The following is a 13768-nucleotide window of genomic DNA, read 5'->3' on the forward strand; positions in this document are numbered from 1 at the left end:
GATTATTCTCCAGTCTTGGCGTCGCCTTCAGGCTTGCCAGCCGGACGGCGTGCACCACCGCGCTTCGCACCGGCCTTATCGCCAGCGTCGTCACGACGGGGGCGACGGTCGCCCGGACGCGCGTTGCGGCGCGGACGCTTTTCTTCGGCCGGCTCTTCAGCCACCGGAGCGTCGTTGCGGCCCAGCGTGTCACCCTTGTACACCCACACCTTGATACCGATGATGCCGTACGTCGTCTTCGCTTCCGCAGTTGCGTAGTCGATGTCGGCGCGCAGCGTATGCAGAGGCACACGGCCTTCGCGATACCACTCGGTACGGGCGATTTCGATACCGTTCAGACGGCCGGCGCTCATGATCTTGATGCCTTGGGCACCCAGACGCATCGCGTTCTGCATCGCGCGCTTCATTGCGCGACGGAACATGATACGGCGCTCGAGCTGCTGAGCGATCGAATCAGCGATAAGCTGCGCATCGGTTTCCGGCTTGCGGATTTCCTCGATGTTCACGTGCACGGGCACGCCCATGCGCTTTTGCAGCTCGGCCTTGAGGATTTCGATGTCCTCGCCCTTCTTGCCGATCACAACACCCGGACGCGAGCTGAAAATCGTGATGCGCGCGTTACGTGCCGGACGTTCGATGATCACGCGGCCAACCGAAGCGTTCTTCAGCTTCTTCTTCAGATATTCGCGAACGTCGATGTCTTCCTTCAACATCTTTGCGAAATTCTGATTGTTGGCGTACCAACGCGAAGCCCAGTTACGGCTGACAGCCAGACGGAAGCCAGTCGGATGAATTTTCTGTCCCATCGTGACCCCTTAGTTGCCCAGCGTCACAGTGATGTGACAGGTTTGCTTCTCGATCTTGTTACCGCGGCCTTTTGCACGGGCCGTGAAACGCTTGAGCGAGGTGCCCTTGTCGACGTAAATGCCCTTAACGCGCAGTTCGTCGATGTCAGCACCTTCGTTGTGCTCGGCGTTGGCGATAGCCGACTCGAGAACCTTCTTGATAATGTCCGCGGCCTTCTTCGGCGAGAAGGTCAGGACATTCAGTGCGCGCTCCAGCGGCAGGCCACGAATCTGGTCAGCGACCAGACGCGTTTTCTGCGCCGAGATACGGGCACCGCGATGAATTGCTTTCACTTCCATGATCGGCCCCTTATTTCTTCGCCTTCTTGTCGGCCGCATGGCCCTTGAAGGTACGGGTGAGCGCGAACTCACCCAGCTTGTGGCCGACCATGTTTTCCGTCACGTACACCGGCACGTGCTGGCGGCCGTTATGCACGGCGATCGTCAGGCCGATGAAATCGGGCAGGACGGTCGAACGACGCGACCAGGTCTTGATCGGCTTTTTGTCACGCGATGCAGCTGCCGCTTCCACTTTCTTCAGCAGATGAGCGTCGCAAAACGGACCTTTTTTAACAGAACGAGTCATTTGCTAGCTCCAATTAACGCTTCTTGCGACGCTGAACGATCATGCTGTCGGTGCGCTTGGTCGAGCGGGTACGCTTACCCTTGGTATGCTGACCCCACGGGCTGACCGGATGACGACCAGCAGCCGTACGACCTTCACCACCACCATGCGGGTGATCCACCGGGTTCATCGCCACACCGCGAACGGTCGGGCGAATACCGCGCCAACGCTTTGCACCGGCCTTGCCGAGTTGGCGCAGGCTGTGCTCTTCGTTACCGACTTCACCGATGGTCGCGCGGCACTCGATGTGCACGCGACGAACTTCACCCGAACGCAGACGCACTTGAGCGTACGTGCCTTCGCGAGCCAGCAGCATTGCCGAGGTACCTGCGGCACGAGCGATTTGCGCGCCCTTGCCCGGTTGCAGCTCGATGCCGTGAATCGTCGTACCGACCGGAATGTTGCGGATCGGCAGCGTGTTGCCAGCCTTGATCGGCGCTTCCGAGCCGCTCACCAGTTGCTGACCAACGGTCACGCCCTTCGGCGCAAGGATGTAACGACGCTCGCCATCGGCGTAGCACAGCAGAGCGATGTTCGCGCTGCGGTTCGGATCGTATTCCAGACGCTCGACCTTCGCCGTGATGCCGTCCTTGTTGCGACGGAAATCGACGATACGGTAGTGCTGCTTGTGACCGCCACCCATATGACGGGTGGTGATGTGACCGTTGTTGTTACGGCCAGCGGTCTTGCTCTTGGTATCGAGCAACGGGGCGAACGGCTTGCCCTTATGCAGATCCTTGTTGACGACCTTGACCAGCGCGCGGCGGCCCGGCGACGTCGGTTTCGTTTTGACGAGTGCCATGATTACTTGGCCTCCGCTTCAAAATTGATTTCCTGACCCGGCTTCAAGCTCACGTAGGCCTTCTTCTCGTGGTCGCGACGACCCATGAAGCGGCCAAAGCGCTTTTGCTTGCCCTTACGGTTCAGGATCTGCACCGACTCGACTTCCACCTTGAAGAGAAGCTCAACTGCAGCCTTCACTTCTTGCTTGTTCGCGTCGCGTGCAACTTGGAACACCACTTGTTCGTTCTTGTCAGCCACCAGCGTCGCCTTTTCGGAGATCACCGGCGCGAGCAGGACCTGGTACAGACGATGGTCGTTTTTACGCACGTCGCTCATGACAGCATCTCCTCAATCTTGGCGATCGCGCCCTTCGTCAGCAGCACCTTCTTGAAGTAGATGAGCGACAGCGGGTCGGCGAAACGCGGCTCGGTGACGGCAACGTGAGCCAGATTGCGCGAGGCCAGGAACAGGTTCTCGTCCACGCTATCCGTGATCAGCAGCACCGACTCAAGGCCCATGGCCTTGATCTTCTCAGCGAGCAGTTTCGTCTTCGGAGCATCCAGCTTGATGTCCTCGACGACCGACAGACGACCTTCACGGGCGAGCTGCGACAGAATCGAGCACACACCGGCGCGGTACATCTTCTTGTTGACCTTGTGGGTGAAGTTCTCTTCCGGCGAATTCGGGAAGATACGGCCACCGCCGCGCCACAGCGGGCTCGACGACATACCGGCACGAGCACGACCCGTACCCTTCTGACGCCACGGCTTCTTGGTCGTGTGCTTGACCTGTTCACGGTCCTTCTGCGCACGATTGCCGCTACGGGCGTTGGCTTGATAAGCCACCACAACCTGATGGATCAGCGCTTCGTTGTAGTCACGGCCGAACACGACGTCCGACGCGTTGACAGCGGCGCCTTCCTGACCTTGCTCATTCAGGAGCTTCAGTTCCATTGTTACGCTCCCTTCGCGAGTTTGGCCTTGACTGCCGAGGTCACGAAAACCTTGCCTTCGTTGGCGCCCGGAACGGCACCCTTCACGAAGATCAGGTTACGCTCAGCGTCAATGCGCGCGATTTCGAGATTCTGCACCGTCGTGGTGACGTCGCCCAGGTGACCCGTCATGCGCTTACCCGGGAACACACGACCCGGATCCTGCGCCATACCGATCGAACCCGGCACGTTGTGCGAACGCGAGTTACCGTGCGAAGCGCGGCCCGAAGCGAAGTTGTAGCGCTTGATGGTACCGGCGTAGCCCTTACCGATCGACACACCTTGCACGTCGACCTTCTGGCCCACTTGGAAGAGATCGACGCCAACCACTGCGCCCGGCTGCAATTCAGCAGCTTTGGCAGCGTCAACGCGGAATTCCTTGAGGATTTCACCGGCTTCGACACCCGCTTTCGCGAAGTGACCGGCGGCGGCCTTAACCACGCGCGTTGCGCGGCGATTGCCGAAAGTGACTTGAACGGCGGTGTAGCCGTCCGTTTCATCCGTCTTGATTTGCGTCACGCGGTTGTTAGACACGTCGAGCACGGTAACGGGAATCGAATCGCCGTCGTCCGTGAAAATACGCGTCATGCCAACCTTGCGACCGACAAGGCCAAGGCTCATGATTTTCTCCATTCCCGACTGCGATTGGCCGGGGCTAAATGACAAAAGGATGGTCCACGGATGTGGGCCATCTTTTCAAAACTACACTTGAGCCCGCCATTATAGACGGACTTTTATCGCTTGACAAGTGTTGCTAAATCGCATAACAAAGCCCCGCCGGTCCAGCATTGGCGGGGCTTTCAAGAGCAAAGTCGCTCGCAAGCCTTACTGCAGCTTGATCTCGACGTCGACGCCAGCCGGCAGGTCCAGCTTCATCAGCGCGTCGACGGTCTTGTCCGTCGGATCGACGATGTCCATCAGGCGCTGGTGCGTGCGGATTTCGAGCTGGTCGCGCGACGTCTTGTTGACGTGCGGCGAACGCAGGATGTCGAAACGCTCGATACGCGTCGGCAGGGGCACCGGGCCCTTGACGATGGCGCCGGTGCGCTTGGCGGTTTCAACGATTTCGGCGGCCGACTGGTCGATCAGGCGGTAGTCGAAAGCCTTCAGGCGAATGCGGATCTTTTGGTTCTGCATGGTATTTCTCCAAAGAGCGTGGCAGCCCTCGTTCGGGTGCCGGGTAAATCACAAAGAGCAAACAGACTTTGAGAAACAGGCGCCGGCAGCGCCGGCACCTGGGTCATCGAATCCGCAATTAGTCTTCAATCTTGGCAACGACGCCGGCGCCGACGGTACGGCCACCTTCGCGAATTGCAAAACGCAGACCTTCTTCCATGGCGATCGGCTGAATCAGGCTAACCTGGATCGACACGTTGTCGCCCGGCATGACCATTTCCTTGTCCGCCGGCAGGGCGATCGAACCGGTCACGTCCGTCGTACGGAAGTAGAACTGCGGACGGTAGTTGTTGAAGAACGGGGTGTGACGGCCACCTTCGTCCTTCGACAGAATGTAGACCTCGCCTGAGAACTTGCGGTGCGGCTTGATCGTGCCCGGCTTGGCCAGAACCTGACCACGCTGGACATCTTCACGCTTCGTGCCGCGCAGCAGAATACCGACGTTGTCGCCTGCCTGACCTTGGTCGAGCAGCTTGCGGAACATTTCCACGCCCGTGCAAGTCGTCTTGTCGATCTTCGGCTTGTCGCCGTCCATGGCGATACCAACGATTTCGATTTCTTCGCCGACCTTGATGATGCCGCGCTCGATACGACCGGTCACCACGGTGCCACGGCCCGAGATCGAGAACACGTCTTCCACCGGCATCAGGAACGTGCCGTCAATTGCGCGTTCCGGCGTCGGGATGTACGTATCGAGAGCGTCAGCCAGCTTCATGATGGCTTCTTCGCCCAGCGGGCCCTTGTCGCCTTCGAGCGCCAGTTTGGCCGAACCGTGGATGATCGGCACGTCGTCGCCCGGGAACTCGTACTTCGACAGAAGTTCGCGAACTTCCATTTCGACCAGCTCGAGCAGCTCGGCGTCGTCGACCATGTCGCACTTGTTCAGGAACACGATGATGTACGGCACGCCAACCTGACGGGCCAACAGGATGTGCTCACGCGTTTGCGGCATCGGGCCGTCAGCGGCCGAGCAAACCAGGATAGCGCCGTCCATCTGGGCAGCACCGGTAATCATGTTCTTGACGTAGTCGGCGTGGCCCGGGCAGTCAACGTGTGCGTAGTGGCGAGCGGCCGTTTCGTACTCGATGTGCGCGGTGTTGATGGTAATACCGCGTGCCTTTTCTTCCGGTGCTGCGTCGATTTCGTCGTACTTCTTGGCCTGACCGCCGAACTTCGACGACAGAACCGTTGCGATAGCAGCCGTCAGCGTGGTCTTGCCGTGGTCAACGTGACCAATGGTGCCAACGTTCACGTGCGGCTTAGTCCGCTCGAATTTTTCCTTTGCCATTTCCGAATCCTCAGATACTGAATAGACGATTAAACAGTGAGTAGGGTGAGCGCATCACCCGATGCGCTCACCCACCAAATCAATTACTTGTTCTTAGCGCTGATGATGCCTTCGCTCACGTTCTTCGGAGCTTCAGCGTAGTGCTTGAACTCCATCGTGTACGTGGCGCGGCCTTGCGTGGCCGAACGCAGCGACGTCGAGTAGCCGAACATTTCCGACAGCGGAACTTCAGCGCGCACGATCTTGCCGCCGCCGACCATGTCGTCCATGCCCTGGATAATGCCGCGACGGCTCGACAAGTCGCCCATCACGTTACCCATGTAGTCTTCCGGCGTTTCGACTTCCACGGCCATCATCGGCTCAAGAATCACCGGGCTGGCGCGGCGCATGGCTTCCTTGAAAGCCATCGAACCGGCCATACGGAACGCGTTTTCGTTCGAGTCCACATCGTGGTACGAACCGAACGTCAGATGCACCTTGACGTCCACGACCGGGAAGCCGGCCAGAACACCGTTCTTGAGGGTGTCTTGAATCCCCTTGTCGACCGCCGGGATGTATTCACGAGGAATGACACCGCCCTTGATCTCGTCCAGGAACTCGTAGCCCTTGCCTTGCTCGTTCGGCTCCAGCGTGATGACCGCGTGACCGAATTGGCCGCGACCACCCGACTGCTTGACGAACTTGCCTTCGACGTCCGCTGCCGACTTGCGAATGGTTTCGCGGTAAGCCACTTGCGGTGCGCCGATGTTGGCTTCCACGCCGAATTCGCGCTTCATACGGTCGACCAGAATTTCGAGGTGGAGCTCGCCCATCCCCGAAATGATGGTCTGACCCGATTCTTCATCGGTCTGCACGCGGAACGACGGGTCTTCCTGCGCCAGGCGGTTCAGGGCGAGGCCCATCTTTTCCTGGTCGACCTTGGTCTTCGGCTCGACAGCCTGCGAAATCACCGGCTCCGGGAACACCATGCGCTCGAGCACGATCGGCGCGGTCGGGTCGCACAGCGTGTCACCCGTGGTCGCGTCCTTCAAACCGACGGCTGCGGCGATGTCGCCTGCGCGCACTTCGTCGATTTCTTCGCGCTGGTTCGCGTGCATCTGCACGATACGGCCCAGACGTTCCTTCTTGCCCTTGACCGAGTTCAGCAGCGTGTCGCCCTTGTTCACAACACCCGAGTAGACGCGGAAGAAGATCAACTGGCCAACGAACGGGTCGGTCATGATCTTGAACGCCAGCGACGAGAACTTCTCGTCATCCGACGCACGGCGCTCGACCGGCTGTTCCTTGTCGTCCGTGCCCTTGACCGGCGGAATGTCGACCGGCGACGGCAGGAAGTCGATCACGGCGTCCAGCATACGCTGCACACCCTTGTTCTTGAACGCGGTACCGCACAGCATCGGCTGAATTTCGCAAGCGATGGTACGCGTGCGCAGACCGTTGATGATTTCAGCCTCGGAGAGGTCGCCCTCTTCCAGATACTTGTTCATCAGGTCTTCGCTCGACTCGGCAGCAGCCTCGACCATGCCTTCGCGCCACTTCTGGGCTTCCGCTTGCAGCTCGGCCGGAATGTCGACGTAGTCGAACTTCATGCCTTGCGACGCTTCGTCCCAAATGATCGCCTTCATCTTGATCAGGTCGACCACGCCCTTGAAGCTTTCTTCGGCACCGATCGGCACCACCACCGGCACCGGGTTGGCCTTCAGGCGGTTCTTCAGTTGGTCGTAGACCTTGAAGAAGTTCGCGCCGGTACGATCCATCTTGTTGACGAACGCCAGACGCGGCACGCCGTACTTGTTAGCCTGACGCCAAACGGTTTCCGACTGGGGCTGCACGCCACCCACAGCGCAATACACCATGCACGCGCCATCGAGAACACGCATCGAGCGCTCGACTTCAATCGTGAAGTCAACGTGTCCCGGCGTGTCGATGATGTTGATGCGGTGCTTTTGGTAATTGTTCGCCATGCCGGACCAGAAGCAGGTCGTGGCAGCCGACGTAATCGTAATGCCACGCTCTTGTTCCTGCTCCATCCAGTCCATCGTCGCGGCGCCATCGTGCACTTCACCGATTTTGTGGTTCACACCGGTGTAGAACAAAATGCGCTCGGTCGTCGTGGTCTTACCTGCGTCGATGTGAGCGCTAATACCGATGTTGCGGTAGCGCTCGATAGGGGTTGTACGAGCCACTTTAAGCCTCTTTCAATGTAGCCGCCATTTTTGAGGGGGCTACTAACACAAACGGGCGAGGCGCAATTTCTCATGCGCACCCGCCCCGGTTTCTGCTCTAGGTACTGCTTGCCAGCGTCAGAAGCGGAAGTGCGAGAATGCCTTGTTGGCTTCGGCCATGCGGTGAACTTCGTCACGCTTCTTCATGGCGCCGCCACGGCCTTCCGAGGCCTCGATCAGCTCACCTGCCAGACGCAGGGCCATCGACTTCTCGCTACGCTTTTTCGCGGCCTCACGCAACCAACGCATCGCCAATGCCATACGACGCGACGGACGCACTTCGACCGGAACTTGATAGTTTGCACCGCCAACACGGCGGCTCTTGACTTCAACCACCGGCTTCACGTTACCGAGAGCGGTGTTGAAGACTTCCAGCGGATCCTTGCCCGCCTTGGTTTGGATCTGCTCGAAAGCACCATAAACGATGCGCTCTGCAACCGACTTCTTGCCGGCAAGCATGAGCACGTTCATGAATTTAGCGACATCAACGTTGCCGAACTTCGGATCGGGCAACACTTCGCGCTTGGGGACTTCGCGACGACGCGGCATGATTTCTTCCTTAATAGATTCAGTTGGAGCTTGGCTCCAGGCCACCTACTAGCCAACAGGCCGAGTGACCACTTACTCAGTGACGATGTACCACCATCACCGAACGTATATCCGCTCAGCCGCTTAGGCCTTCGGACGCTTCGCGCCGTACTTCGAACGGGCCTGCTTACGGTCCTTGACGCCCTGCGTGTCGAGACTACCGCGCACCATGTGGTAACGCACACCCGGCAAGTCCTTCACACGACCGCCGCGAATCAGCACGACCGAGTGTTCCTGCAGGTTGTGGCCTTCACCGCCGATGTACGAGATGACTTCGAAACCGTTGGTCAGGCGCACCTTGGCAACCTTACGCAGTGCGGAGTTCGGCTTCTTCGGCGTCGTCGTGTACACACGGGTGCACACGCCACGACGCTGCGGGCAGTCCTGCAGGGCCGGGCTCTTGCTCTTGATTTGAGCAGAGGTGCGCGGCTTGCGGACCAATTGGTTAATCGTTGGCATTGTGATTTCCTAAACGTGTCAAAAGCATGAAAGCCAAGGCGGGCCGTCATGCGACTTTACTGCGTACTCCCCGGTTGCTCTTGCGGATTGCCCACATCTAAACGCTTGATGCATAAGCACTTTGCATTAGGCATAGCCATACCGCCGGAAAAACCGGAGCCTGCGACTATACCTGTGCTCAACACAAGTGTCAATGCACTCTCGTGCAAATTTGTCCGGTAAGTCGTTGATTGTTAACGCGTTGCCGCGTCAACCCGCGCAGGCGTACCGGCTCAAGATGCGGCATGACTTCCCGAATTCAAGTATTGCGACACCCATGTATGCAAATTACACTGTGAATATTCGGCATGAATACCGAAAATTTCCATACATAACACCGACATCGCCATGGACGCCTCCCACGACAGCCTGCGCGCCACCTTCTGGAAACCCGCGCTTACCGCCGGCAAGGGGCCACGCTATCTGCGGCTGGCCGGTTTCATCGAGCAGTCGGTGGCGGATGGACGTCTGCGTCCGGGCGACCGTCTGCCGGCGCAGCGTGAGCTGGCGGCGTGGCTGGGTATCGATTTCACGACGGTCACGCGCGCTTACAACCGGGCGCGCGAGCGCAACGCCATCGAGGGACGCGGCCCCCTCGGCACATTCGTGAGCACGCCTCGCGTAGCACTCGATCAGGTGCTCGATCTCGGGATGAATATCCCGCCTGCGCCAGCCGGGCTGTTTCTCGGCGAGATGCTGCACAAGGGGATCGACGAAGTGCTCCGGCACACGGATGCGTCGATGCTCATGGCGTATCAACTGGGTGACGGTGGCGTGGCCGACCGGCAAGCCGGCGCCTTGTGGCTCGCGCCGATGCTCGGTTCTGTCTCCGCGTCCGACGTGCTCGTCTGTCCCGGCGCGCAAGCCACACTGGCCGCCCTGCTGCTCGCGGGCACCGCGCGCGACGAGACGGTGCTATGCGAGCCGATCATCTACCCAGGCCTCCATAGCGCGGCGCGCACGCTCGGACGCCGACTGGCACACGTGGCCACCGACGACGACGGTATGCAGCCCGACGCCCTGCGCGCTGCCGCACAAGAGCACAACGCGCGTCTGGTCTATCTGAACCCGACACTTCAGAATCCGACCACCCGCACGATGCCCGAGCGCCGCCGCCGCGAGTTGCTCGCTGTCGCCGAAACGCTCGATCTGACGCTGATCGAAGACGATCCCTACTGGCGTCTCGCCAAAGACGCCCCGCCACCTCTGGCGCGTCTTGCCCCGCATCGCGTGCATTACGTGGCTACGCTGTCGAAATGCCTCACGCCGGGGTTGCGCACCGCATACGTTCGGCTTGCCAACGCGCGCCAACGCGACAACTTCCTGAATACGCTGCACTCCTTCGCGCTCATGGCGCCGCCGCTGATGACAGGGCTGGCCACACAGTGGATTCATAACGGCATGGCCGATCGCATTCTGGATGGCGTGAAGGACGCTGCCGCGCAGCGTCAGGCCATCGCCGCCGGCATTTTGGGCGACGCACACACGCCTGCGGTGCAGGGAATTCATCTCTGGCAAGCGCTGCCTGCCCCTTGGACGGCCCGCGAATTGACGATGGCTGCCCGCGCTGAAGGGCTGGCCGTCACCCCCGCCGACGCGTTCTGTCTGAGCCCCGAAGTCCCCAACGCCATCCGCATTTCGCTAGGCGGCGTGCGAGACACCGAGCGTCTGGCCAGCGCGCTCAAGCGCCTGAAGTCGCTGCTGCGCGAAGTGCCGCCCAGCGTGCGCGCCGCCATCGTTTGAATAGGACAGCGCCCCCGCCTGTGCCGAACCCCGAACGCACACGCCCCGACGCAATAGTCTGAGGCAATGCAACGCCCATACTCCGGCGCATCGCGGGAACGGACCCGTGACCTCAACTGGAGTGGCAGCGATGTATTTTCCTCTGATGAATTGGGTAACGACTGCGCTAACCGTCTCATACGGCGTGCCATTGCCGCACCTGAACACTCACGACATGACGTCCGATCTCAGGCAGGTTGCCCCGGCGCCGGCGTCCGTCACCTCGCGAAGTCCGGCGGCCCCCATCACCGCGACCACGTTCGACTGGTCGCGCGCGCCGACCACCCGCGCACGCGTCTTCGCGGAACGGCTCTCGGACGTGCGGCCGGTTTGCGTGAGAGGCAGCCGCAACGATGCCGAGAATTGTCTGCTCGATCTTCCTGCGGACACCAACGTCGACGTCAGTGCAAGCCGTCTGATGCTCGCCGGCTGCGAAGCATCGCTGCCCGCTCCCATGCGTGCGGAGCTCTCGAGGCAGGGGCGCGACACCCTCGCGCTCGAGCAAGCGTTTTCCGAAACCTTCACGGCTGAGTCCGAGGGCAAATTTTCGGTGTCCTCCATTGAAGCACGCCTGACACAGCGACTCAGCCAAATGCCACCGGACATTCAGCACATGCTGCGCCGTGCCGACACGTACATTGAAGTGCCGCAGCTAACGTTCTTACGCGTGCTGACCGGCGAGCAGGAGGCGCGGCGCCATCACGTTGCGGGCCCATTCCCGGATGCGCGTACCCAGCGCTCGGCCAGTGCCCCCGAGGTGCGCGACGCCATGCTTGGCGCCTACATCACCACACCTGTGAATAACCGGCTTCGCACGCTCTTCGTCTCGCTGGCAACGCCGACGACCGTACAGCGGGTGTTTCAGGACACGCTCACACACGCGGCTCGGCATGTGCCTCACCTGTTCGGCGAAATCCCGGAGTCCTACATGACCACCCGCATGCAGATGCGGGCCGTGGGGCCCGGCAGCGGCATCGTGCGCACACTGGCCGAGCTGCTTCACGACGGCCATCAACGCTACGGCGAGTTCGCCCGCGGCGAGACGCGTGAGGCGCTTGCCCCCGAATCGCATCGCCACGTCCGGCAGCCGTCATGCCGGCCGGGTCTTCCGGCCCCCCCCTTCCCGGCGACACAAATGACCTCGCCGGCACCCGCCACCTCTCCGAGCGAGGGACGACCGCAGGCAAGCGCCGCCCCGACGCAGGCCCCGTCCCGAGCACGCATGCGGCGTGACCCGCCTTCGGTCGCCGAAATGCAACAGGCGCTAGCGACGCTTGAGCGTCTGGACCGGGAATACTCGACACTGGCACGCCCCCGTTACGGCTGATCCGGAAACGCGTCGCTCTCCTCTCGAAAGGCAGCCAGCGTGGCACTTTTGCGCTGGACGGCGGGGGAAAACCACCTCGAACTATCAAATCCCATAGCTCGGGTGTCGCATCCGGCGTAGCCGATGTCACTCAACGCGTTTTTTTCAAAGGCGCGAATTCGTACACTCCCTCCATTCGGAGGGAAGACCTCCGCCCCCTGACACGAGTCCCCATTCAGCCATGCAGGCAAGTTTCGAAAAAGACAGCATTCTGGTGCTCGATGTCGATGGCACTCTGACCGATTCGGTACGCATTCACCAGCGCGCGCTGCTTGGCGCGATGGAGTCGCTGGCGTTCGAAGGCCTGAACACCGATTGGGGCAGCTACCCCCATCACACCGACACCGGCATCCTCATTCACGCCCACGCGGAGCACGGCCGGGCGCTGCCGCAGCCGCACGACCTGGCGCGCTTCGAGCATGAGATCGACGAGCGCTTCACTGCCCTGCTCAACGCCCACGGTCTGGCCGAGATTCCCGGCGCACGCGCGTTCGTCGACGCCGCTCACCGTTCGCGCTGGGGCGTGGTGTTCGCGACGGGCGGCATCCGGCAGGTCAGTCACCGCAAGCTGCGCTCGGTGGCCATCGACTACACGGACGCAATGCTCATTACGGCATCTGAATACAGCTCACGCGAACAGCTCGTCACCGAAGCGATCAAGCGGGCACAGGCGGGTTACGGCATTGCGAAGCCGCGCGCGATCGTCTCGATGGGCGATGGGATGTGGGACCTGAAAGTGGCGCGTCAGCTTGGCATCGATTTCGTCGGGATCGGCTCGAAGCGCCAGCGCTCCCCCCTGCATGCCGAAGGCGTGACCGTCTACGACGACATGTGGGACGCCATGCACTGGCTCACGCCTGGCCGCGGGCGCGCGTCAGGTACTCGCTTGGCGTCACGCCCATAAAGCGGCGGAACATGGTGGAAAACGCGCTCGGGGTGTCGTAACCGACTTCGAGCGCCACCTGCGTGATGGGCCGCCCCGCGCTCAACAGCGGCAGCGCGCCGAGCAGGCGCATCTGCTGACGCCACTCCCGGAACGGCAAGCCGAACTCCGTCATGAAACGCCGCTCCAGCGTGCGGCTCGACGCCCCTACCTCGATCGCCCAGTCCTGCAAGCTGCGGGGATCGGCCGGTGTACTCAGGTAGCTATCGAAGATCTTGCGCAGACGAGGGTCTTGGGGCACTTGCAAGTGCAGCGGCGAGTCGCTCTTCCACTCGACTTCCTCGAGCAGCAGCGCCATGACGAGCGCGTCGCGGCCGTTGGGCGACCAGTCTTCGGGAAGCGTCATTGCGCGCAGGATCAACTCGCGCAATAAGGCGGAAACACGGATGACCACGGGCACGTCGGGTGCCGATATACCGCATCGGACCACGTCGACGTAGATCGTGCGCATTTCGACTCTGCCGCGCATGCGCACTTCATGCGCGATTTTCCCCGGAATCCACAACGCGCGTTGCGGCGGTATCATCCAGAACGACGTGTCGGTGCGCACTTCGAGAATGCCAGCCCTTGCGTACATCAATTGCGCACGCTGATGGGAATGCGTTCGCACGACGTGGCCATCCGGATAATCTATCGCCAACGCGCCGACGGGGCGGTC

General features: G+C 61.0%; 16 protein-coding genes. 3 read left to right on the forward strand and 13 right to left on the reverse strand.

All coding sequences use genetic code 11. The annotated features are described in order from the left end of the window. Positions 1 to 2 precede the first annotated feature (2 nt). From rpsC to rpsL, 12 genes are all read right to left on the reverse strand, one after another. Complete coding sequence (gene rpsC, locus PCO31110_RS21465; RefSeq protein ID WP_010804131.1) at positions 3 to 806, reverse strand: 30S ribosomal protein S3; 804 nt, start codon at positions 804 to 806, stop codon at positions 3 to 5. A 9-nt stretch (positions 807 to 815) separates the two neighbouring features. Next, positions 816 to 1145: a 50S ribosomal protein L22 gene (gene rplV / locus PCO31110_RS21470; RefSeq protein WP_010804132.1), complete on the reverse strand. Its 330-nt coding sequence runs from the start codon at positions 1143 to 1145 to the stop codon at positions 816 to 818. A gap of 10 nt (positions 1146 to 1155) precedes the next feature. After that, on the reverse strand, positions 1156 to 1431 hold the full coding sequence (rpsS, locus tag PCO31110_RS21475; protein WP_010804133.1) for a 30S ribosomal protein S19: 276 nt from the start codon (positions 1429 to 1431) through the stop codon (positions 1156 to 1158). Positions 1432 to 1444: 13 nt separating this feature from the next. Further along, a complete protein-coding gene (gene rplB / locus PCO31110_RS21480) occupies positions 1445 to 2272 on the reverse strand; it encodes a 50S ribosomal protein L2 (protein ID WP_010804134.1) in 828 nt (275 codons plus the stop codon). Between the two features lie 2 nt (positions 2273 to 2274). Further along, positions 2275 to 2589 (reverse strand): 50S ribosomal protein L23, encoded by a 315-nt coding sequence (gene rplW, locus PCO31110_RS21485; RefSeq protein ID WP_010804135.1) that lies wholly within the window; start codon positions 2587 to 2589, stop codon positions 2275 to 2277. Beyond that, on the reverse strand, positions 2586 to 3206 hold the full coding sequence (gene rplD / locus PCO31110_RS21490; protein WP_010804136.1) for a 50S ribosomal protein L4: 621 nt from the start codon (positions 3204 to 3206) through the stop codon (positions 2586 to 2588). The genes rplW and rplD overlap by 4 nt, the downstream gene beginning before the upstream one ends. 2 nt (positions 3207 to 3208) lie before the next feature. Then, entirely contained in the window at positions 3209 to 3865 is a 657-nt protein-coding gene (rplC, locus tag PCO31110_RS21495; RefSeq protein ID WP_010804137.1) for a 50S ribosomal protein L3, read from the reverse strand. A 204-nt stretch (positions 3866 to 4069) separates the two neighbouring features. Next, positions 4070 to 4381 (reverse strand): 30S ribosomal protein S10, encoded by a 312-nt coding sequence (gene rpsJ, locus PCO31110_RS21500; RefSeq protein ID WP_010804138.1) that lies wholly within the window; start codon positions 4379 to 4381, stop codon positions 4070 to 4072. A 118-nt stretch (positions 4382 to 4499) separates the two neighbouring features. Continuing rightward, a complete protein-coding gene (gene tuf, locus PCO31110_RS21505) occupies positions 4500 to 5708 on the reverse strand; it encodes an elongation factor Tu (protein ID WP_010804139.1) in 1209 nt (402 codons plus the stop codon). 83 nt (positions 5709 to 5791) lie between these two features. Then, positions 5792 to 7894 carry an elongation factor G gene (gene fusA / locus PCO31110_RS21510; RefSeq protein WP_010804140.1) on the reverse strand — a complete coding sequence of 701 codons (2103 nt, stop codon included), beginning with the start codon at positions 7892 to 7894 and terminating at the stop codon, positions 5792 to 5794. Positions 7895 to 8011: 117 nt separating this feature from the next. Further along, positions 8012 to 8482, reverse strand: a complete 471-nt coding sequence (gene rpsG / locus PCO31110_RS21515) for a 30S ribosomal protein S7 (RefSeq protein ID WP_010804141.1) — start codon at positions 8480 to 8482, stop codon at positions 8012 to 8014. A gap of 123 nt (positions 8483 to 8605) precedes the next feature. After that, positions 8606 to 8980, reverse strand: coding sequence for a 30S ribosomal protein S12 (gene rpsL / locus PCO31110_RS21520; RefSeq protein ID WP_010804142.1), 375 nt, complete (start codon positions 8978 to 8980; stop codon positions 8606 to 8608). Between the two features lie 387 nt (positions 8981 to 9367). Between rpsL and PCO31110_RS21525 the strand changes: the two genes are divergently transcribed. From PCO31110_RS21525 to PCO31110_RS21535, 3 genes are all read left to right on the forward strand, one after another. Further along, complete coding sequence (locus tag PCO31110_RS21525) at positions 9368 to 10762, forward strand: aminotransferase-like domain-containing protein (RefSeq protein ID WP_150691323.1); 1395 nt, start codon at positions 9368 to 9370, stop codon at positions 10760 to 10762. 130 nt (positions 10763 to 10892) lie between these two features. After that, positions 10893 to 12128, forward strand: coding sequence for a hypothetical protein (locus PCO31110_RS21530; RefSeq protein ID WP_150691324.1), 1236 nt, complete (start codon positions 10893 to 10895; stop codon positions 12126 to 12128). 220 nt (positions 12129 to 12348) lie between these two features. Continuing rightward, positions 12349 to 13071, forward strand: a complete 723-nt coding sequence (locus PCO31110_RS21535) for an HAD family hydrolase (RefSeq protein ID WP_010804145.1) — start codon at positions 12349 to 12351, stop codon at positions 13069 to 13071. Here PCO31110_RS21535 and PCO31110_RS21540 read toward each other — a convergent pair. Continuing rightward, entirely contained in the window at positions 13019 to 13720 is a 702-nt protein-coding gene (locus PCO31110_RS21540; RefSeq protein WP_246189928.1) for an AraC family transcriptional regulator, read from the reverse strand. The genes PCO31110_RS21535 and PCO31110_RS21540 overlap by 53 nt on opposite strands. Between the last annotated feature and the right edge of the window lie 48 nt (positions 13721 to 13768).

Origin of the sequence: Pandoraea communis, assembly GCF_902459745.1 — a bacterium.
GTDB lineage: Bacteria > Pseudomonadota > Gammaproteobacteria > Burkholderiales > Burkholderiaceae > Pandoraea > Pandoraea communis.

Coding starts and splice junctions, on each gene's coding strand:
- rpsC (WP_010804131.1), bottom strand. CDS start 806: ATGGGACAGAAAATTCATCCGACTGGCTTCCGTCTGGCTGTCAGCCGT.
- rplV (WP_010804132.1), bottom strand. CDS start 1,145: ATGGAAGTGAAAGCAATTCATCGCGGTGCCCGTATCTCGGCGCAGAAA.
- rpsS (WP_010804133.1), bottom strand. CDS start 1,431: ATGACTCGTTCTGTTAAAAAAGGTCCGTTTTGCGACGCTCATCTGCTG.
- rplB (WP_010804134.1), bottom strand. CDS start 2,272: ATGGCACTCGTCAAAACGAAACCGACGTCGCCGGGCCGCCGCGCGCTG.
- rplW (WP_010804135.1), bottom strand. CDS start 2,589: ATGAGCGACGTGCGTAAAAACGACCATCGTCTGTACCAGGTCCTGCTC.
- rplD (WP_010804136.1), bottom strand. CDS start 3,206: ATGGAACTGAAGCTCCTGAATGAGCAAGGTCAGGAAGGCGCCGCTGTC.
- rplC (WP_010804137.1), bottom strand. CDS start 3,865: ATGAGCCTTGGCCTTGTCGGTCGCAAGGTTGGCATGACGCGTATTTTC.
- rpsJ (WP_010804138.1), bottom strand. CDS start 4,381: ATGCAGAACCAAAAGATCCGCATTCGCCTGAAGGCTTTCGACTACCGC.
- tuf (WP_010804139.1), bottom strand. CDS start 5,708: ATGGCAAAGGAAAAATTCGAGCGGACTAAGCCGCACGTGAACGTTGGC.
- rpsG (WP_010804141.1), bottom strand. CDS start 8,482: ATGCCGCGTCGTCGCGAAGTCCCCAAGCGCGAAGTGTTGCCCGATCCG.
- rpsL (WP_010804142.1), bottom strand. CDS start 8,980: ATGCCAACGATTAACCAATTGGTCCGCAAGCCGCGCACCTCTGCTCAA.
- PCO31110_RS21525 (WP_150691323.1), top strand. CDS start 9,368: ATGGACGCCTCCCACGACAGCCTGCGCGCCACCTTCTGGAAACCCGCG.
- PCO31110_RS21530 (WP_150691324.1), top strand. CDS start 10,893: ATGTATTTTCCTCTGATGAATTGGGTAACGACTGCGCTAACCGTCTCA.
- PCO31110_RS21535 (WP_010804145.1), top strand. CDS start 12,349: ATGCAGGCAAGTTTCGAAAAAGACAGCATTCTGGTGCTCGATGTCGAT.